At 45.0% G+C, this 20,122-nt stretch carries 12 protein-coding genes; 9 read left to right on the top strand and 3 right to left on the bottom strand.

The window, feature by feature from the left end:
* Positions 1-36 precede the first annotated feature (36 nt).
* The 5 genes from Q1A18_RS12610 to Q1A18_RS12590 all read left to right on the top strand — a co-directional run bounded on the left by Q1A18_RS12610 (position 37) and on the right by Q1A18_RS12590 (position 8,835).
* The gene (locus Q1A18_RS12610; protein ID WP_299580603.1) at positions 37-2,253 is read left to right on the top strand and encodes a hypothetical protein; all 2,217 of its coding nucleotides are present in this window, start codon (positions 37-39) and stop codon (positions 2,251-2,253) included.
* 183 nt (positions 2,254-2,436) lie between these two features.
* Complete coding sequence (locus tag Q1A18_RS12605) at positions 2,437-4,755, top strand: hypothetical protein (RefSeq protein ID WP_299580600.1); 2,319 nt, start codon at positions 2,437-2,439, stop codon at positions 4,753-4,755.
* A gap of 57 nt (positions 4,756-4,812) precedes the next feature.
* Positions 4,813-6,588 (top strand): metallophosphoesterase family protein, encoded by a 1,776-nt coding sequence (locus Q1A18_RS12600; RefSeq protein ID WP_299580597.1) that lies wholly within the window; start codon positions 4,813-4,815, stop codon positions 6,586-6,588.
* Between the two features lie 3 nt (positions 6,589-6,591).
* Positions 6,592-7,599 carry a metallophosphoesterase family protein gene (locus Q1A18_RS12595; protein ID WP_299580594.1) on the top strand — a complete coding sequence of 336 codons (1,008 nt, stop codon included), beginning with the start codon at positions 6,592-6,594 and terminating at the stop codon, positions 7,597-7,599.
* Positions 7,600-7,638: 39 nt separating this feature from the next.
* On the top strand, positions 7,639-8,835 hold the full coding sequence (locus tag Q1A18_RS12590) for an exo-alpha-sialidase (protein WP_299580591.1): 1,197 nt from the start codon (positions 7,639-7,641) through the stop codon (positions 8,833-8,835).
* An 11-nt stretch (positions 8,836-8,846) separates the two neighbouring features.
* Here the strand turns inward: Q1A18_RS12590 and Q1A18_RS12585 are convergent, their stop codons facing one another.
* A complete protein-coding gene (locus Q1A18_RS12585; RefSeq protein WP_299580588.1) occupies positions 8,847-9,344 on the bottom strand; it encodes a YkgJ family cysteine cluster protein in 498 nt (165 codons plus the stop codon).
* A gap of 315 nt (positions 9,345-9,659) precedes the next feature.
* On the opposite strand from Q1A18_RS12585, the gene Q1A18_RS12580 reads away from it, so the two are divergent.
* The 4 genes from Q1A18_RS12580 to Q1A18_RS12565 all read left to right on the top strand — a co-directional run bounded on the left by Q1A18_RS12580 (position 9,660) and on the right by Q1A18_RS12565 (position 18,633).
* A complete protein-coding gene (locus tag Q1A18_RS12580) occupies positions 9,660-11,285 on the top strand; it encodes a M20/M25/M40 family metallo-hydrolase (RefSeq protein WP_299580585.1) in 1,626 nt (541 codons plus the stop codon).
* A gap of 491 nt (positions 11,286-11,776) precedes the next feature.
* Complete coding sequence (gene purL, locus Q1A18_RS12575; protein WP_299580582.1) at positions 11,777-15,466, top strand: phosphoribosylformylglycinamidine synthase; 3,690 nt, start codon at positions 11,777-11,779, stop codon at positions 15,464-15,466.
* A gap of 163 nt (positions 15,467-15,629) precedes the next feature.
* Complete coding sequence (locus Q1A18_RS12570; protein ID WP_299580579.1) at positions 15,630-16,370, top strand: DUF1080 domain-containing protein; 741 nt, start codon at positions 15,630-15,632, stop codon at positions 16,368-16,370.
* A gap of 211 nt (positions 16,371-16,581) precedes the next feature.
* Positions 16,582-18,633: a tetratricopeptide repeat-containing sensor histidine kinase gene (locus Q1A18_RS12565; protein WP_299580576.1), complete on the top strand. Its 2,052-nt coding sequence runs from the start codon at positions 16,582-16,584 to the stop codon at positions 18,631-18,633.
* A 39-nt stretch (positions 18,634-18,672) separates the two neighbouring features.
* On the opposite strand, the gene Q1A18_RS12560 is transcribed toward Q1A18_RS12565, so the two are convergent.
* Entirely contained in the window at positions 18,673-19,221 is a 549-nt protein-coding gene (locus Q1A18_RS12560; protein ID WP_299580573.1) for a DJ-1 family glyoxalase III, read from the bottom strand.
* Positions 19,222-19,332: 111 nt separating this feature from the next.
* Positions 19,333-19,839: a sigma-70 family RNA polymerase sigma factor gene (locus Q1A18_RS12555; protein WP_299580570.1), complete on the bottom strand. Its 507-nt coding sequence runs from the start codon at positions 19,837-19,839 to the stop codon at positions 19,333-19,335.
* Between the last annotated feature and the right edge of the window lie 283 nt (positions 19,840-20,122).

Genomic DNA, 20,122 nt, shown 5'->3' with positions numbered 1-20,122 from the left:
TATAGTGTAACTTAAACAGAACTTAAACCAATAGAAATGAACAGTAAACGACTTCTCCAATCGGGTATCTTTATCTTGGGGCTAATGCTTTCCTTGTCTTCCATAGGACAGCGAAAGAACAATCAAGCTCAAATTCAGGATACCCCTTTTATTCAAGAATACAGTATCAAATACAATTTTAACAACGACCGGGTTGAGCTTCTGCGGGTGGCTGCTGATCGCAATGGCTATGTGCAGGTGCTTTCGTCGCATGGTTTGTTGCGACCAAAAGCCGGCCAATTTCTTTTTCCCGGCGAACTGGTGAAGGATGTGCAGTATTTGCCAACATCAGATAAAGGACTGAAGGATTTGATGAGTCATCAAAAGCAGCTGGTCTATTTGGATGACAAGGCTGTGTTGAGTAACGCTTGGGCTGGGAAATTGTACAGTCGCCATCAGATCCCTGAAGTGCGTTACTTTGCAGTTGATGATGATTTTACTTTCCTGATCTCAGATGGGAAAAACTTGCAGTTGCTGGACTGGGACCAGCTGCGATGGTCGGGCGTTGCCGAAGATGAAGTACGCGCCATTCGTTACGATGCATTGAATAAGCTGTATTGGATTTTAGGACAGCATACGGTGTCAACTTTTAATCCAGCTCAAAAAAGGCTGACGACCATTCTGGATGATGCTTCGATAACCTGTATTGAAGTGGCCGGAGATCAATTGCTCGTTGGAACCAATGATGGTTATTACGAAGTGGATACCAAAACAGGAAAGCCCGGTGCCATTAAACGAAAGCTTCCCTGGAATGAAATTACGACCATTGCCAAGCTGGAGGATGGCTTGTGGTTTGGATCAACGCGCGGTGCTTTTAAGCGTAACGAGGATGGCAGTTATCGTTACTACTCGTCCAAACGCTGGCTGCCATCTGATGAAGTGATTGACTTGGCTGATGGGCCGGAGAATTCAATCTTGATTTTGACCAATAAGGGCTTGGGAAAAATCTGTCGCAAGGAAATGACCTTGCATGATAAAGCGATGTATTACGACAAGCAGGTTCGGGAACGTCACATTCGCCATGGCTTTAACGGAACGGTGAGCAACATGACAGATGGAGATGTTACAAGTGGTAGCCTCCAAACTTCGGACAATGATGGTTTATGGACGACCATGTACCTGGCCGGCGAAGTGTTTCGCTATGCGGTAACCGGTTCTTCCGAAGCTTTACAAAATGTACGCGAATCGTTGGATGCCATGGAGCGGCTTTACTCCATTAATCCTGTTCCCGGTTTTCCATCGCGGTCTTTCGAGCGCCGGGGCTATAAATACCACGATAAACCTTGGCGTAGGGCTGAGGATCCGGAATGGGACTGGAAATCGACAACCAGCAGCGATGAAGCTATTGGACACATCTTTGCCTTTGGGGCCATTGCAGAGTTGATTGCTGAACCGGACTTGAAAAATAAAGCCATTACTTTGATCGACACCTTGATGTCGCATGCTTTGAAGCACGACCATTATTTGGTGGACTGGAATGGTGAGCCTACGGTGTGGGGACGCTGGAACCCTGAATATGTGAATGCTCGCCCAATCATGGTTGGCGACCGGAAGATTAACTCCAGCAACTACATTGGGATGTTGCAAACTGCTTATCATTTTACCCAAAAAGAAAAGTACAAGAAAGCCGCGTTTCAACTGATGGAGGAGCATGGTTATTACGAGAATCTGATGCGGCCGATGAAAGAGATTGGCCCTGCACCGGAGGATGCCGACGATTGGAGCAAGATGTTATCCAGTGGCTGGAACCATTCGGACGATGAAATGTACTACTGCGGTTATTGGGGACTTTATCGTTACGCTTTCAACGACACGCTGAAGGCGAATTACAAAAAGGCCATTTTGGACCACTGGGAACATGAGCGTCCGGAGAAAGAAGGGCTTTGGAATATCATGACGGCCTTGGTTGGAAAAGATAACTACGATTTTGAAGAGGCGATTTGGTACCTGAGAGAATACCCTCTGGACCTGATTGATTGGGGCATTCAAAATAGCCATCGCAAGGACATTGAGTTTGTGGAGCCCAACTTTAGAAAGCAGACCATCCGGGAAGTGTTGCCGGCAGGAGAGTTACGGGTGTCCCGTCACAATGCCAACCGGTTTGACTTGGACAGCAATGGCCGCGGACATGCCGAATACAGTGCGGGCGATATTTGGCTGCTTCCATACTGGATTGGCCGTTACTTGGGAGTCATCAGTGAGCCTCAAAAGTAAGTTTGATTTTCAAACGAAATAAAGATACGAAAGCGACCGGCGCTGAAGCCGGTTCTATAAAAAATAAGGTTGTTTTGGTTTAGTTTGATAAGATGGCGTACTTAAACTGCTCAGCGATTTGGGTACGCCACTTACTTTCTTTTCGAACAACTGCGAATTACAAACTTTTGAAAAGAACAAACGATGGATTTACAAGCTGTTTTTCGAAATTGGTTTATTGCTTGCCTACTGATATGTACTGTGACTGGAAGCGTGCTTTCACAGCCGCTCTACCAAGAGGATCAGCAACTTTGGAAGCCTCAGAAAGATGAAGTTTTCCTGCAAGAATCGGTTCAGAAAATTCCAACCGATGAGCCGGTAACGGCTGTGGCTGCTACGCAGGGAACTTGCTATGCCTTAGTTGGCAAGCAGCTCTTCCAGGTGGAAGATGGAAAACTTCTTTCTGCCTCTCAGGCTCCCGAGCAGGTTGTTCGGCTGAAGGCTGCTGGTGGGGCCGTTTGGGCGCTGACTTCCCACGGAATTTATCGCAACCAGGGTAAAGCCTGGAAATTAATCGACAATCAAATTTTTGTTGATGTGTGTATGCATGCCGGCGCTTTGCATGCAGCGACTTCTGAAGAGATTTTCCGATTGGAAAATGATCGCTTTGTAAGTACCAAACCCGAAGGAGGTTATTACACCAGCAACATGACCATGTTAATGGAAGATGGCACGCAGCTTCATGCTGATCCGGTGCGTTTAGGTCCCATTGATCATATCGAATCGTACAGCGGAACCTTATATATTTTGCGCCCGGGCCGGATCGTTTTATTTGATGGCAAAACAGTGAATGATGACTTTGTCGATTGGGGAGTTCTTCCCTCACGAAGTACGCGTGACTTTTTGAGTTATGGCAGTCGCTTGTTTATTGCGACCGACCGTGGTTTGGGGGTGTTGCAAGGGGCAGCGCTGAAAACCATTAGGGGAGAAGATGGCTTGCCGGTTGAAAATACGACCTGCCTGGAGCGAGGCTTCGATCAGGATATTTGGATTGGCACCGAGCGTGGAGCGGTGCGTATGTTGAATGACGAGTGGCATTATTTCGGAGCGGACATCTGGCTTCCGGATAATCGGGTGAATGCCCTGGCTGTTGACAATCAGCAAGTGTTTATTGCAACAAATGGAGGGCTGTCGATTCTGTCTTATGAGCCATATACTTTGCAGAAGAAAGCGGCCTACTATGAGCATCACCTGGAAGCGTGGGGGCATAAACGAATGGGCTTCATCCATACACTTGATTTGAAAAATGGGGAGTGGGTGCGTGAGATCAGCGATAATGACGGTTCGCATACGGCTTCTTACCTGGCTGCTATGTGCTACAAATATGCTGTTACGGGAGATAAACAGGCCCGGGAGGAAGCGGTGGAGTCATTTAAAGCCATGCTTTGGTTGGAGCAAGTAACACCCATTGATGGATTTTTTGCCCGTTCCATTTGGTCAATAACAGGCGATAAGGGTGAGATGGGGAAACATGGATCAGGTGGCTTGCCTGCCAAGTGGTATCCAACTCCCGATGGCAAGTGGTATTGGAAAGGGGATACCTCCAGTGATGAGGCCATTGCCCATTTTTACTCGGTGTCCTTGTTTCACGATTTAGTAGCCGATGGAAAAGAAAAAGAAATGGCGCGGGAGCACCTGGCAAAAATCTCCAATTACATCATTGACTGTGGATGGACCTTGCACGATATGGATGGTAAGCCAACCCGCTGGGGACGGTGGAATCCGGAATACTTATTAAGGCCTTATGGATACGTTGACCGCGGCGTAAACGGATTGGAAGCGCTGACATTTATGCAAACGGCCTTGGCGCTCACCGGAAATCAGAAGTTTGCTGATGGTTACCAGCAATTGATTGATTGGGGCTATCCAGCCAATACCATTCGGCAAAAGAATGTGTTTCCGCCCGAGAACATAGCGCCTTGGGACGATGAGCTGGCCTTTTACAGCTATTACACTTTGTTGCGTTATGAGAAAGATCCGGTTTTGCGCTCGGTGTACTTGCGCAGCTTGGAACGTACCTGGGAGGTGAAACGCATGGAGCACATTCCCTGGTTCAACTTTGCTTATGGCGTGATTACCGGCAACGACTGCGATGTGCAGGCATCAGTGGAGCACCTGAGGGCATGGACGCTTGATCCAACGGAGCATAGCTTCCGAAATTCGCATCGCGATGATTTGCATGTTGAAGCAGGCTACACGTCGTATGAAGGAGGGCTGAAAGCGATTTCTCCCCGTGAAAAGAATGTGGTTAGGGGAAGCCGAAATGCTGTTGTTTTGGACGGAGGACGCCATGGGCATCGGATTATGGAGCCCACCGGCTTTGTGCGGGACTACTGGATGGGACGTTACCATGGCTTTATTGAAGCGCCGGAAACCAACGATCCGAAGCTGTTAGACGTGGAAGTTGGAGACCCCGAGGGTGCAGCACCCTACCAGGGGCCGTCACGCCCGAAAGTATATTAATTGAAATTATTCAAACAAAATTAGAGCTAATACCCAAGAGATTAACTTATGGAAATAATGAAAAAATTAATGTTGAATAGTTGTTTGGTGATGCTGGCTGGGCTGTTGATTTGGGCCGGTTGTGCCGGGCCGAAGCCGGAGATACCATCTGTTGCAGAAGTGATTGATGCCAAGGTAACCGAGCTCTATCAAACGAAGAGCGAGGAAGAATTGGCGGCGATTACCTACGAGCAGGCTTTTCAGTTATTCAACGAACAAGAGTTGCAGGTTTTAAGTAGCAAGTATTGGATGTTTGATGTGAATGTGCCCGTAGTTGTTTCGGTGCTGCGAAGTGTCAAGCAGAAGGTGGTCCCGTTTTGGTTGGAAGAGCAGGGATTTCAGAAGACAGCGATGAAGCTAAAAAATGAAATTACAGACTATGAGGTGTGGCAAAAGAATTTTGATGCCGGACACGTTGGCCTGGGTATTAATGGCTTTGAGAACTTTGGGATGCACTACTTGGTGAGCGTGGGACCACAAAATTCTGCAGACGAATTGGAGCTGAGTAACTTTTTTCCGAAGCATCAGTATGTGGGAACGATGGCTGATGGGGCATTTACCTATCACGATTGGACTGAGCTGGTTTTAGAGGAGGTGCCGGAAGCTTTGCAAGGACAAAAACTGCTGACCACCATCCGCGGGCGGGGAACTGAGTCGCACTTTGTTGGTGCTTTTCGGGCAACCGAGCATCCGTCTTCGGCTAAACCGGATCAACTGTTGCTCAGCTGGAGCGATGATCCGGCAACGACCATGGATATTCAATGGCGAACAGCCAATTCGGTACAAACAGGTCAGGTGGAGTATCGGGAAAAGGGAGGCGAGGAGGTGAAAACTGTTGATGCTACTCCTTTTTTGATGGAAGATTTGATGCTGATGAACGATCGTTATTGTCATCGCTTTACGGCACAGCTGCGAAACCTGAAGCCCGGAAAAACCTACGAATATCGACTTGCGATCGATGCCGATTGGAAACAGGAAAACTCATTTAGCACCCAGGCGAAGGATGATTCTTTCTCCTTCATTTGGTTTGGAGATACACACTTTTCCAAGGAGTGGGGCAAGCTGCTGAACATGGCTTTTGAGAAACATCCGGATGCTGCGTTTTACTCTATCGTTGGCGATTTGGTGAGCGATGGCCTGCACCGCGACCAATGGGATGCTTTGTGGAGCTATACCGATGGTATAATGAGTCAGCGGCCCATGATGTCCACTCTTGGCAATCACGATAATCGGAGCGGTTTGGGGGCATGGATGTATCGCGAAATGTTTAGCTACCCCGAGAAAGGTCCTTCCGGAATTATTCCGGAGCATACTTACGCCTTTCAATACAAAAACACCTTGTTTTTAATGCTGGATGCCACATCGCCGGTCGAGTTGCAGACCGAATGGATTGAGCGGCAGTTGAAAAATACCACGGCAAGCTGGAAAATTGCCATGTTTCACTTTCCTCCTTACAATTGGGAAGAACCTTATTACGACATTCAGGAAGCTTGGGTTCCTGTGTTTGATCAATACCATGTTGACCTGGTGTTCGGAGGGCATATTCACTATTACATGCGCTCCAAGCCAATGAAGCAGGGCGAAGTGGTGTCTTCCTACAAGGATGGTACGGCCTATATTATTTCCATTGGTATTCCCTCGCGAACCCGCGATATTGGAGAAGAACCATATGCGGCAGTACAGAAATCACGCGGGCAGTTTTACCAGTACCTGAAGATTGATGGCGATGAGCTTTCGTACCAGGCGATTGATTCGGAAGGGCAGTTGGCCGATGAATTCAAATTAAAAAAATAAGAAATGAAACGATTGGTGTATACCCTTTTGCTGCTTGTATTGTGGACTTTGAGTGGGACTGCTCAACAGAAAAGATCGCTTGATTTTACTTCAGATAGAGATTTTAAAGTGGTGCAGTTTACCGATACGCACATCAACCTGGAAGAAGGGAAAAACTTGCAGGTGTTTGATGTCATCAGTTCGGTGTTGGCGGCAGAGAAGCCACAGCTGGCGGTACTCACCGGCGACATTGCCAGTCAGCATGCACCTCGGGAGATTTATCGAAAGCTGGCTGCCATTTTTGAGGCAGAAGATGTTCCCTGGGTGGTGGTGTTTGGGAACCACGATGCCCTGGATGCCAAGGCACGAAAGGAACTGGCCAACTTTGTGGAGCAGTTTCCGGGCTGTCTGAACCATGATGTAGGCACGCTGACGGGAAGCACCAATTTTGTGTTAACCGTGAAGGGACAAACCCAAAAGACGGCTGCCTTGCTTTATTGCATGGACTCGAATGCTTACAGTACCCTGAAACCAAAGGTGGATGGCTACGGCTGGTTCGACTTTTCACAGGTCAACTGGTACTTGCAAAAGAGCCGTAACTATACGGCGGCTAATGCAGGGCAACCCTTGCCGGCCCTGGCTTTCTTTCATATTCCCTTGCCAGAATACACTCAAGCGTGGAACAACCAACTGGCGCCTCCTATTGGGGTGAAAAACGAAGACGAATGCAGCCCCGATATCAATACGGGTATGTTTGCCGCTATGCTTCATGGTGGAGATGTGATGGGGACTTTCACCGGACATGATCATATCAACGATTACATTGGTTTTTTCCATGGCATTGCCTTGGCTTATGGGCGAGTAACCAAAGTGATGCGCAATGAGGAAGACCCGAAAGCGGGTGGTCGGGTGATTGTGCTGCAAGAAAACCAGCGCCAGTTTAAAACGTGGATTCGGGAGTGGAGTGGCAACAAGGTTTTGGAATGCTCGTTTCCCGGTTCGTTTCAGGAAAAAGAACAGGCCGCCCGTTAAAAGCAGCTAAATCTTATCTTTAACTAAAAATTGACAAGGATGATAAAACAAGCGATCATATTTTTCTTGCTGCTGACGGCAGGAGTGGCAAGCCTGCAGGCACAGGATTCGTATCAAGCGGTAATTAGCGAGGAGCTTATTTTCCCGGAACAGTCAGAACACGTACACAGCAGCAGCTTGGTGGCTTTGCCCAATGGCGATCTTCTGATCTGTTGGTTTCAGGGCAGTGGCGAGCGCAAATCCGACGATGTGCGAATCATGGGAGCGCGGCTAGAGCAAGGGGAGAAGCAGTGGAGCAAGCCTTTTTTGATGGCAGACACGCCGGACATCCCCGATTGCAACCCGGTGCTGTTTTTGAATGGCCAAAACAAGTTGTTTTTGGTTTGGATTGCAGTGAATGGTAACCGCTGGGAAGGATCGATTTTGCGGACACGCACAAGCACCAACTACGATAAGCCGGGAGCTCCGGTGTGGGAGTGGCAGGATAATATTTTGTTGAAGCCGGGTGAGGAGTTTGTCGAGGAAATCGCAGCGCAATTCGAGCAAATGCCGGAACTGCATCATGGCTGGGGCGGTTACGCGCCCTTGTACGATGAGCAGATCAAAAAAGCAAGCCACGACCCCGTTTTGCGCAGCATTGGTTGGATGAGCCGGATCAAACCTCTGATTTTGCCCAGTGGGCGAATGGTGCTACCCTTGTATTCGGATGGGTTTAACCTGTCGATTTGTGCGCTTTCCGATGATGATGGCGAAACCTGGAAACCCTCCAAACCCATTGTTGGGCGGGGACCCATTCAGCCGGCCCTGGCACTTTGCACCAATGGAGATCTGGTGGCCTACATGCGCGATAGCGGCGATGCTCCGGCCCGCGTACACCGAAGTGTCTCGAAAGACAATGGCTATAGTTGGTCGTACACCCAAAAGCTGGATATCCCCAACACGGCCAGTGTGGAGCTGCTCAACCTGCAGGATGGGCGTTGGGCCTTTGTGGGCAATGATGTTTCGGACGGGCGCTACCAAGTGGTGCTGATGTTGTCGGACGATGAAGGCCAAAGCTGGAAATGGAAAACCTACCTGGAAAAGGATGAGCCACACAGCAAGTCGAGTGGCAGCTATTCCTATCCGTCCTTGATTCAGACACCGGACGGCCGACTGCACATTTCGTACTCATCGCGCACCGGCGACCATGGCAAATCCATCAAGCATTTGGTGGTGGATCCGGATAAAATCAGGTAGTGGGGGATTGCTTACCCTTTTAATTTCTGAATTGGGATTAAATCAAAGTCGGAGTAAGGCAAGTCGTTTTCTTTCAGGAAAGCCTGATTTAAGAGAAAGAGTTTGCTGTTGAATTTGTCCTGTGGAAAGGTGTTCTCAGTATTGAACTCTTCATCATCAAATTCAGTAAAATTTAGCTCGCAGGCTGATAATTCCCATTGGTCGTCATTCATAAAAAGAAGTGGAAGCCCGTGTGTGCGGCAAATAATAGGTCGGTGCTCATAAATTTGACAGGTATGATCTTTCAGGAAAATACAGCTTCCATCAACGGATTTTTGGACATCAACCTGCTTGTTTTGCAAGGCTTCTTTCATGGCTTCAAACTCGATGGGAAACACATCATAGTCCATGCAGCAAAGGTCGCAGCCCTTTTTGCAGGCCATGTGGCTTTTGTGCAAGCTTGAAAGCTGCTCTGAAAGTTGGTCGACTTGATTGCGCAGTTGGTGGTACTTTTCAAATTTGGAAGTCATGGTCTTAATTTTCGACAAAAGTAGGAAAAGGATCGCAGATGGTCAACGAGAGGAAGTTCCCCAAGTACCTAACGCCTGCTTCTTTTGCAATGTGGAAGTAAGGGCATGCTGCTTAATGCTAATTTGGGAAATTTTGTTGTAAATGCAGCTAGTGTAGCTGATTATGTGAGAATAAAAGGTTTGTTGGAGGGAGATAAATTGGAATGCAGGAAAGTGGATTTATCTGCTGGAAGATGAAAAAATAATTTTTAATTATCTTGCGCATCTATTCGTGAGTTATGAAAATTTTTTTAAAACTTCAGTGAGCGAGGAACTATGAAACATTTATTGACTGTAATATTAGCATCCACTTTCTATTTGTCGTTGTTGGCACAAGAATCGGGGAAAGAGAAGGGATTGGAAACCATTAATCGGGATGTTATTCAAGCGCAACTCGAATTTTTAGCATCCGATTGGATGGAAGGGCGTGAAGCAGGAACGGCTGGAAATTACCTGGCGGGTGATTATTTGGCCAGTTTATTTAAGCTGTATACTTTAAAACCCAATGGCGATGAGCAAACATTGACTCCCAATCGCTACCAAAAATTGCTTGGGCTGAAAGATGAAAAGTCAACTTCTTATTTTCAGGAGTTTTCTGCAATTGAAGTTCAACCTTCAGAAAAGCAGGCGATAAGTCTTGTGCGGGAAAATGCAACAATAGGCTTCCACTATAAAACCGATTTTGAGGTGTCCTTTGTCAGTCAGAGCCGAGTTGTAAAAGCACCGCTTGTTTTCGTAGGCTACGGCATTGAAAACAAAGAATTGGGGTGGAATGACTTTAGCGGTATTGATGTGAAGGGCAAAATTGTGGTTCGTCTTGCCGGGCTTCCGGGCGATGGGGCTCCTGACTCAAAAGCAGCCCGCTTGATTGCCGATAAAAAGCTAAAAATAGGTAGTAAGGAAAAAAACACAACCGCATTTGATAAAGGTGCTGTAGCTATATTGGAGTACGATCCGCAGAAAGATAAGCAGCACGATTGGAAAGCCAATCCGGCTTTTCGTTATAATGAGGCTATGCTGGAAAGCGATACGAAACCAGCGAGTTTTTATGACAAAAAGTTGAGGCTTCCGAGTGATAAACACACTTTGCCTGTAATTTCGATCTCCAAACAAATGTTGGAAGAAATTTTGGGAGAGAAAGGCCCGACTTTGGAAGAGACTGTAGCCAAGGCTGCCAAGCTCAAAACAAACTCGCAAGCAGTAGAAGGAGAACTGGAAATCGATGTGAATGCGAAAACCAAGGTGTTGGGACTTCGCAATATTTTAGCTCGCATCGAAGGTGAAGATCCCAACAAAATCATGGTTGTGGGAGCACACTACGATCATCTGGGAAAACACAATGGTCATATTTGGAACGGTGCCGACGATAATGGTTCGGGCGTTGTTGCGGTGACTACCATCGCCAAAGCTTTTATTGAATCAGGCGTAAAACCCAAATGCACCATCATTTTTGCATTGTGGGACGGCGAAGAACGTGGTTTGCTCGGATCGCGTCATTTTATTGAGGCTTTTGACGAAATGGACCAAGTGATGCTTTACCTCAATTTTGACATGGTGGGGAGGAATGGTTCTCCCGATGCTCCGGGGAATAAAGTGGCGATGATTTATACCGAAGCAGCGACGAGTTTAAAGGAAACATCAAAAGAACACATTGAAGACTTCGGGCTAAACTTGGATGTGAATTTTAGCGCGGTTGAGAAACCCGTTGGAGGAAGCGATAACAGTGGGTTTGCCAAGCGGGATATTCCAATTTTCTGGTTCCATACCGGAGGACACACGGATTATCATCAGGCGTCGGATCATGTGGAGCTGATTAACTGGCAAAAACTGGAAGATATCATCAAACTCTCTTATCTTGATATGTGGGAATTTGCCAACAACCCGGAACTGATCAAGGAGTAGTTTGCTTTACTCCTGGATTTGGAGCATTTCAATCTGTTTTACTTGGAGTTTTCTATAAGAAGCAGATTTTTTAATAGACCTTTCCTCAATGGATTTTCCAGAAGTAGGGAGAAATTCATACAGAAACAAACCGGCCCCGTATTTCAGAAAAATACGGGGCCGGTTTAGTAATACACAATCCAGACCTTTACTTTTAATTCAATGTTCGGTATTCAGAGGGCGGGATTCCAAATGAGAAACTCAGCCCGCGCTTTCGTTCTTTAAACTTGAAGCTGACTTATTGGCTGAATCTTTGACAAAGCGGTGCTGAACGATGCAGACCGGCTGCTGAGCGACCAATTTGGAGGTTCTAAAGTGGCGGTACTGTTAATAAATTGACTTTATTATTCACATTAATCGGTTTTCAGATTCTTTCGAATGTTTCTTCTTTAGGAATTTTTATCTTTGTGGTGTGTTATATAACATATCTCTTAATCATTAACCGATTCAACATGATTTTATTCTTTAAAACCTTTCAAAGCAGCATTATTGCTGTTCAAACTACTGTTTCTTTTTCGGATGGAGACGTGCAGAAGCTAAGCTGGTTGTTTGGCGAGGCGACCTTGATTGAGCAAGACAAATTAACCGGTTTTTTTGTTGGCCCCCGCAAAGAAATGATAACCCCCTGGAGTACCAACGCGGTTGAAATAACGCAGAATATGGGGCTGAACGGTATTGTGCGAATGGAAGAGTTTGTTGAAGTTCCTGACCAATCAGCTGGTTATGATCCTATGCTGAAACGACTTTATGAAAATCTGGATCAGGAAATTTTCACGATCAATAAAAAACCGGAGCCAATTCTGGAAATTGATGATATTGCCGCTTATAATGAGCAGGAAGGACTGGCTTTAAGTGAGGAGGAAATTGACTACCTGAATTCGGTTGCTGAAAAAATGGGACGTAAGTTAACCGATGGTGAAGTGTTTGGCTTTTCGCAAGTAAACTCGGAACACTGTCGGCATAAAATCTTCAACGGAACTTTCGTGATTGATGGTAAAGAGCAGGAAATGTCACTTTTTCAGCTGATTAAGAAAACGTCCAAAGAAAATCCTAATAAAATTGTTTCGGCTTATAAAGATAACTGTTCCTTTGTGCAGGGACCGGTTGTTGAGCAATTTGCTCCGAAAACACAAGATAAGCCAGACTTTTTCGAAGTAAAAGATATTGAAACAGTGCTTTCCTTGAAAGCAGAAACACATAACTTCCCAACCACGGTTGAGCCTTTTAACGGGGCTGCTACGGGTACAGGAGGTGAAATTCGTGACCGGATTGCCGGAGGAAAAGGAAGTTTGCCTATTGCTGGTACTGCTGTTTACATGACTTCTTACCCACGTAGCGAAGGTGCCCGTAATTGGGAACAAGCAACGGAAGAGCGTCCTTGGTTGTACCAAACACCAGAAGAAATTTTGATTAAAGCATCGAATGGAGCCAGCGACTTTGGAAACAAATTTGGACAACCGCTGATTACTGGTTCAGTCTTAACTTTCGAGCACTTTGAAAATTACAAGAAGTACGGGTACGATAAAGTGATCATGCTGGCTGGTGGTATCGGTTTTGGTGCCAAGAAAGACAGCTTGAAAGATAAACCCGGTATTGGAGATAAAGTGGTATTGCTTGGTGGTGACAACTACCGCATCGGAATGGGCGGAGGTGCCGTTTCGTCGGTAGCTACTGGTGAGTTTGAAAATGCCATTGAGTTGAATGCCGTACAACGGGCTAACCCCGAAATGCAAAAACGGGCTTACAACGCCATCCGTGCGTTAGCTGAGTCTGACGATAATCCAATTATTTCGATTCATGACCACGGTGCCGGTGGGCACTTAAACTGCTTGTCGGAGTTGGTTGAAGAAACCGGAGGTAAAATTGATACAAGCAAATTGCCGGTGGGCGATCCAACCCTATCGCAGAAGGAAATTATTGGAAACGAATCGCAAGAACGCATGGGTTTGGTGATGAGCGAGAAACATGTAGACTTGCTGAAAAATATTGCCGACCGTGAGCGTGCTCCGATGTATGTAATTGGAGAGACGACAGGCGATATGCAGTTTACTTTCGAGAATTCGAAAACTGGAGAAAAACCAATTGACTGGCAGTTGGCCTATATGTTTGGAAATCCTCCAAAAACAGTTTTGACCGATACAACAGAGAAAGCCAATTTTGCTGATTTGGCTTACGATCAGGATAAAATTGAAACTTACCTTGAAGATGTACTGCAATTGGAAGCCGTAGCCTGTAAAGACTGGTTGACCAATAAAGTGGACCGTTCAGTAACCGGCCGTATTGCCAAGCAACAGGGAGCGGGGAAATTGCATTTGCCTCTAAACAATGTTGGTGTTATTACACTCGATTATCAAGGTAAAAGCGGATTTGCGACGACCATTGGACATGCACCTGTAGCCGGAATGATCAATGCTGAAAGTGGTTCTATCCTTTCTATTGCTGAATCATTGACGAATATTATCTGGGCGCCTATGCCGGATAAAATGAAAAGCGTGTCGTTGAGTGCCAACTGGATGTGGCCTGCCAAAAATCAGGGAGAAAATGCCAGAATCTACAAAGCTGTAAAAGCTGCCAGCGATTTTGCCTGTGCCTTGGGAATCAATATTCCGACAGGAAAAGACTCCATGTCAATGACTCAAAAATACAAGGACGATGTTGTTTACTCTCCGGGAACTGTGATTATTTCAGCTTCGGGTGAAGTTACTGATGTTAAGAAGGTGGTGGAGCCGGTTGCGGTGAATGATGCCAGCAAACCTCTTTATTACATCGACCTGTCATCTACTCCGTTGGTGTTAGGAGGAAGTGCTTTTGGACAAATCATCAACAAACTGGGGCAGGATGCACCAACAGTTGCTGATCCGGCTTACTTCCTGAAAGCATTTAACACCGTTCAGGATTTGATTGAAGAAGAATTGATTTTGGCGGGGCATGATGTTGCTTCCGGAGGTTTAATTACCAGCTTGCTGGAAATGTGCTTTAGCGATAACGAAACTGGTTTGCAATTGGACTTAACCGGTCTGGGAGAGCAGGATACGGCGAAAGTATTCTTTAATGAAAATCCGGGAATTGTTATTCAGGCCGCAAATGCTGAAAGCCTTGAAGCGAAGTTGGCTGAAGCAGGCGTGAAGTTTGTTAAGATTGGGCAGCCTGCCGGAAAACGCACTTTCTCAGTGAAAAACTTCGAGGCTCAGTTCGACTTGGATATTGATTCATTACGCGAACTGTGGTTTAAAACTTCATACCTGATGGATCGCAAACAAAGCGGTGAGAAACTGGCTTTGGAGCGTTTCAAAAACTACAAGAAGAATGAGCTGAAATACGAGTTCAAAAACTTCACCGGAAAAGCAGCGGATTATGGCATCGACCTGAATCGTCGCACGCCAAGTGGCTTGAAGGCAGCTATTATTCGTGAAAAAGGTGTGAATGGCGATCGTGAAATGGCTTACATGATGTACCTGGCTGGTCTGGATGTGAAAGATGTTCATATGACTGACCTGATTGCGGGACGCGAAACGCTGGAGGATGTGAATCTGATCGTATTCGTAGGTGGTTTCTCCAACTCTGATGTTTTAGGATCAGCTAAAGGTTGGGCCGGAGCTTTTAAATACAATGAAAAAGCTCGCATTGCACTGGAAAACTTTTACAAGCGGAAGGATACTTTGAGCTTGGGAGTTTGTAACGGTTGCCAGTTGATGGTTGAGTTGGGACTACTTTACCCGGAGCATGAGCAAAGGCCAAAAATGTTGCACAACGAGTCGCACAAGTTCGAGTCGGCTTTTGTCAATGTTGAAATTGCTGAAAATGATTCAGTGATGCTGAAAACAATGGCAGGAATGAAACTGGGTGTTTGGATTGCTCATGGCGAAGGTAAGTTCAACCTTCCTTATGCAGAAGATCAATACCACATTCCTTACAAATACAGCTATGATTTTTATCCGGCTAACCCGAATGGTTCGGATTATAACACGGCATCGCTTTGCTCGAAAGACGGACGTCATTTGGCGATGATGCCGCATATGGAGCGGGCATTTAAGCCTTGGCACTGGCCGTACTATCCGGCCGACCGGAAGAAGGATGAAGTTGCTCCCTGGATCGAAGCATTTGTTAATGCACGAGAATGGATTAAAAAGAACAAACAATAAACACAAAGAGGCCCTCCACTGGAGGGCCTCTTTATTTTCCACCAAAACTTCTTTTTCTGATGAGTTAATAGGTTTAGCAGGGCCATTTTATTACATTTGGTACCGTATTAACCTAAATAACTAATTATTAATGGCACAATTCTGTGCATTATTCATTTAAATCATGAGAAGACAAAATTGGATGACCATCCTGATGATGGCTGTGTTTACGCTGGGCGTAGCTTCTGTTTCAGCTCAAAAGGCAAACAAGCTTACAAAAAAAGAGAAAAAGGAAGGCTGGGTGTTGTTGTTTAATGGGAAAAACTTTGACGGTTGGCGTCAATGCAATGGTCAGGCCATGCCGGCTAACTGGACCCTGGAGGACGACGCGATGAAGGTCCTTATTGGTGAAGGCAAGCAACCCGGGCATGGTGCCGGTGGCGATATCCTTTTTGGAGAAAAGAAGTTTAAGAACTTCGAGCTGTCGATTGACTGGAAAGCCAGTGACCAGGGAAATTCAGGCATTTTCTACTATGTGCGTGAAGTGCCTGGAAAACCTATTTATTTTGCGGCTCCTGAAGTGCAAATTCTTGACAACGACAATGCCTCGGATAATAAAATTGCCAGCCATTTGGCCGGTTCATTATACGACATGATTCCCGCTGATCCGAAAACAGTAAATCCGGCTGGAAGCTGGAATACGGTTGTTATAAAAGTGAAAGATGGGCAGGTGACACATAGCATGAATGGAACAGAGGTCGTTGCATACACCCTGTGGACGCCGGAGTGGGATGAGATGGTTCAGAACAGTAAGTTCAAGAACTTCCCCGGTTTTACGGAAGGAATTGCGCGTGAAGGTTACATCGGTCTTCAGGATCATGGTTACCCCATCTGGTTTCGAAACATTAAGATTCGCGAGTTGTAAGTAGAATATTCTTGAGAACTTAAAAAGAAATATAAAAGACTGTTGGAAAAACACCTTCGGAAGGCAAAGCTGACTGAAGGTGTTTTTCTTTTTTTAGGGTATCACTTCAGGCTGAAAAATTTCAATTGTGTCGGTTTTAGAGGGATTATGTAAGTTATTTGAGTAAAAGTTCATTTAATTTCAACATATTTGTATGGCTTGCTTTTGAGAGATGAAAACATTTATTCTGAATATTTTTATAATCCTGCTCTATGGGGTCGCGCAGGGGCAAGATAGTACCGATAGCCTATTAATAAAGCTCCAGGACTTGGAAGGAGTGGATCGTGCGAAGGTTTTGGTTGAACTGGCAGCTGCGTATGCTTCAAACGATAGTGCCCGGAGTATAGCCATGGCAGACGAAGCTATTGGGCTGGCTGGCTCTATGCATGATTCATTGCTGTTGGGTTTGGCGCATTTTAATAAAGCTGAGTGCTACTACTATTTTGATCGTTACCATGCGGCCTTGGCTAATTATGAGATTTCAGAGCATATTTTTAGCCAGCAAGCGGATTCAGTTAACTTGGTTGAAACCTACAATTCTATTGGGTTGGTTCATTATTTTACTGGAGAATACAACTCAGCAGTTGATTATTTCTATAAGTCGTTAAACTTCTTTCGGTATGGTGATCCAGTAGAAAATGAGACTTTAGCTCACGTGTATTCCAATCTGGGAATGGTTTTTTCCCGCATTGGAGAATATGATAAGGCCATTCAGAACTATCGGCAAGCGGCCAGAGTGAATACGCTAATTGATGATTTATACAGCTTGGGTGTAAACTATAATGGGCTTGGTGTTTCGTATTACAATCAGGAACAATATGATTCAGCCAAGGTCTATTATGCGCGTGCACTACACCTTTTTAAGCAGCACGGAAGTCAGCAGCGGGAAGCCATTGCATTGAATAATATCGCTAACATCTATGTGAATACAGGCGATAGCCTGCATAGGGCACTCGAATACTACCAACAAGCCATCGAAGTATTTGAAGAATTAGGGGATACCAGGAACAAAGCCTTCGCCTTGGAAGGATTAGGGAGTGTTTATCGCGAATTGGGAGCCTACGATAAAGCGATTAAGGCTTTTCATGAGAGTTTGAACCTGATTAGTTCCCATGGCTATTATTTGCGCCAGCTTAATTACTATGACTTGGCGCTGACGTATGAGCATATGGGGCGACCTCAGGATGCCTTGGACGCATTTAAGTTGTACAGTTCCTATAAAGATAGCTTGCTGAGTGAAGAGCGGACAAACCAGGTTGCTGAATTGGAGCAAAAGTACCAGGCTCAACAAAATCTGGCTGAGATTGAACGCTTGAATGCTTTTCGAAAGCTTGATCAGTTGCAGATAAAGCGAGATAAAGAATTACGTGCTATCGGTATTGTAGCGATATTGGTATTGGTCGGATTAATATTCTTCCTGTCAGTAGCTTATCTGAGCAAGCAGCGGGTGAATGAATTGCTTAGCCGGAAAAACGATCGAATTGAAGAGCAGCGGCAGGAACTGGAAAAGTTAAATGCAGCCAAGAATAAGCTTTTCTCCATTATTGCGCATGATTTGAAGAACCCTTTTCATACGGTAATGGGATATGCGTATGTGCTTAACAGGAACTATCCCCAGTTTTCCGATGAAGAGCGAATTAAATTTAGCGGCGATATCTACAAATCAACAACTTCCATTTTCCGCTTATTGCATAATTTACTTAATTGGGCTCGTTCCCAAGCCGGAGTGTTGGAGTATAGCCCGAAGCAACTTAATTGCCATGAGCTTTATAGGGAGATTGAGAACCTGCTTAAGCCCCATGCCGAGCTGAAAAAAATTCGATTATTATCAGACATTCCGGAAGATGTTTCCATTTATGCTGATCCGATGATGCTCGAAGCAATCCTTCGTAACCTGCTGAACAATGCCATTAAGTTTACCCACGAAAATGGATGGGTAAAAACGCATGTAAAGAACAACGAACATGGTGTTATTATTTGTGTGGAAGACAATGGTGTAGGCATGTCTGCTGAAGAGCTCAACAGTATATTTCAAATTGATTCGAAACTCAAGCGAAAAGGTACCAATAAGGAAGATGGTTCAGGATTGGGTCTACTTGTATGTAATGAATTTGTTCAAAAAAATGGTGGAACAATCTGGGTTGACAGCAAGCCGGGAGAAGGTACCCGTTTCTATTTTTCAATTCCTGGGGAAAAACAAAGTCCTTTAGCTGAATTAGGCTAAAAACAAATTCAGCTAAAGGGGGAGGCATTTCTACTTTAATTATTCCACCAGCATGGCTTGTGCCAGTTGATCGGCTTTTTCTTTACCGACTAATTCTTCAACCAGTTTTAAGGCAAATTGCAGTGCTGTTCCAACACCTCTGCTCGTGATAATGTGTCCGGATACGCACACCGACTCCTTCAAAACCCTGGCACCATGCAACTCCTTTTCAAAGCCGGGATAGCACACGGCTTTTTTGCCTTCCAAAATACCCAGGTGTCCAAATACAAGCGGAGCAGCACAAATGGCGCCCAACATTTTATTCGCTTGATCAAATTGGCGGATTTGTTCCCGAAGGCCTTGATGTTCACTCAGGTTCTTGGCGCCCGGCATGCCGCCCGGCAACAGAATGGCATCAATACTATGGTAGTCTACTTCATCAAAAAGGCTATCGGCTACAATCGGAACCTGATGAGCCCCTGTCACGGTTTTGCTATCCGTTACCGAAACGGTTTGAACGTTAAGTCCGGCGCGTCTTAAAACATCAATAATGGTAATGGCTTCTGTTTCTTCAAAGCCGTTGGCTAAATGAACTGCTAATTGTTTCATATCGGTTTCTGTATTGAAAATCATTGTTTGGATTTTCCCTAAAATAAAAAAAATGGTCCATAATTGCGAACCATTTTTTATCCGGTATGATCACTTAAAGAAAACTAACGACTAGTTAGCGTATTCCTTCAATGCTTTTTCTAATTTTTTGCGAGTAAAGAAAATTCGACTTTTAACTGTTCCTAACGGAAGGCTTAATTTGTCGGCTATTTCCTTGTATTTATAACCATCAAGAAACATTTTGAAAGGCACTTTGTACTCATTCTCAAGTGCGTTAATGTTCTTCAGGATTTCCTTTGAGCTATAAAATGAATCCGGTGAAGGATAAATCTTATCTTTTGAAAATTTCAGGTGAAAATCGTTATTCGCACCATCAAATGTGCTCTTGGCTTTTACATTTCTCCGATAGTTATTAATGAAGGTGTTCTTCATGATGGTGTAAATCCACGCTTTAAAATTGGTGTTTTGCGTAAATTTATCACGGTAGGTTAACGCCTTTAAAAACGTTTCTTGTAAAAGATCTTGGGCTTTCTCCTGATCAGCTGTCAGGCTAAGTGCATAGTAAAGCAACTTGTCTTGCAATCCCAGCAATGCGTTGTTAAATTGAACTTGTGTCATGGCAGCGTGTTTTTATTGATTATTGTTTAGAACAAATATAAATAACTGTTGTCGTATTGAAAAGGATTCTCACGTCTTTTATTCTTCGATTTTATTTATTCATGATAAAGGAAATCGATACGCATTGATAATTAAAGCATAGCGTAAAATTATGAATTTTACATAGTTTTGTCTAAGTTGTTTTGTATGTCGTTAAACAAGTTATTTTTATTTAGATTGGCTATGAAAAGGGAATTGGTTTTTGTATTTTAAAAAGAAATCTTATCGGTTTTGTGTCTCCATT

Origin of the sequence: uncultured Sunxiuqinia sp. (assembly GCF_947495665.1) — a bacterium.
Classification (GTDB): Bacteria; Bacteroidota; Bacteroidia; order Bacteroidales; family Prolixibacteraceae; genus Sunxiuqinia; species Sunxiuqinia rutila.
The sequence above is the reverse complement of the archived record's forward strand: the minus strand, read 5'-3'. Positions and strand labels throughout refer to the sequence as shown.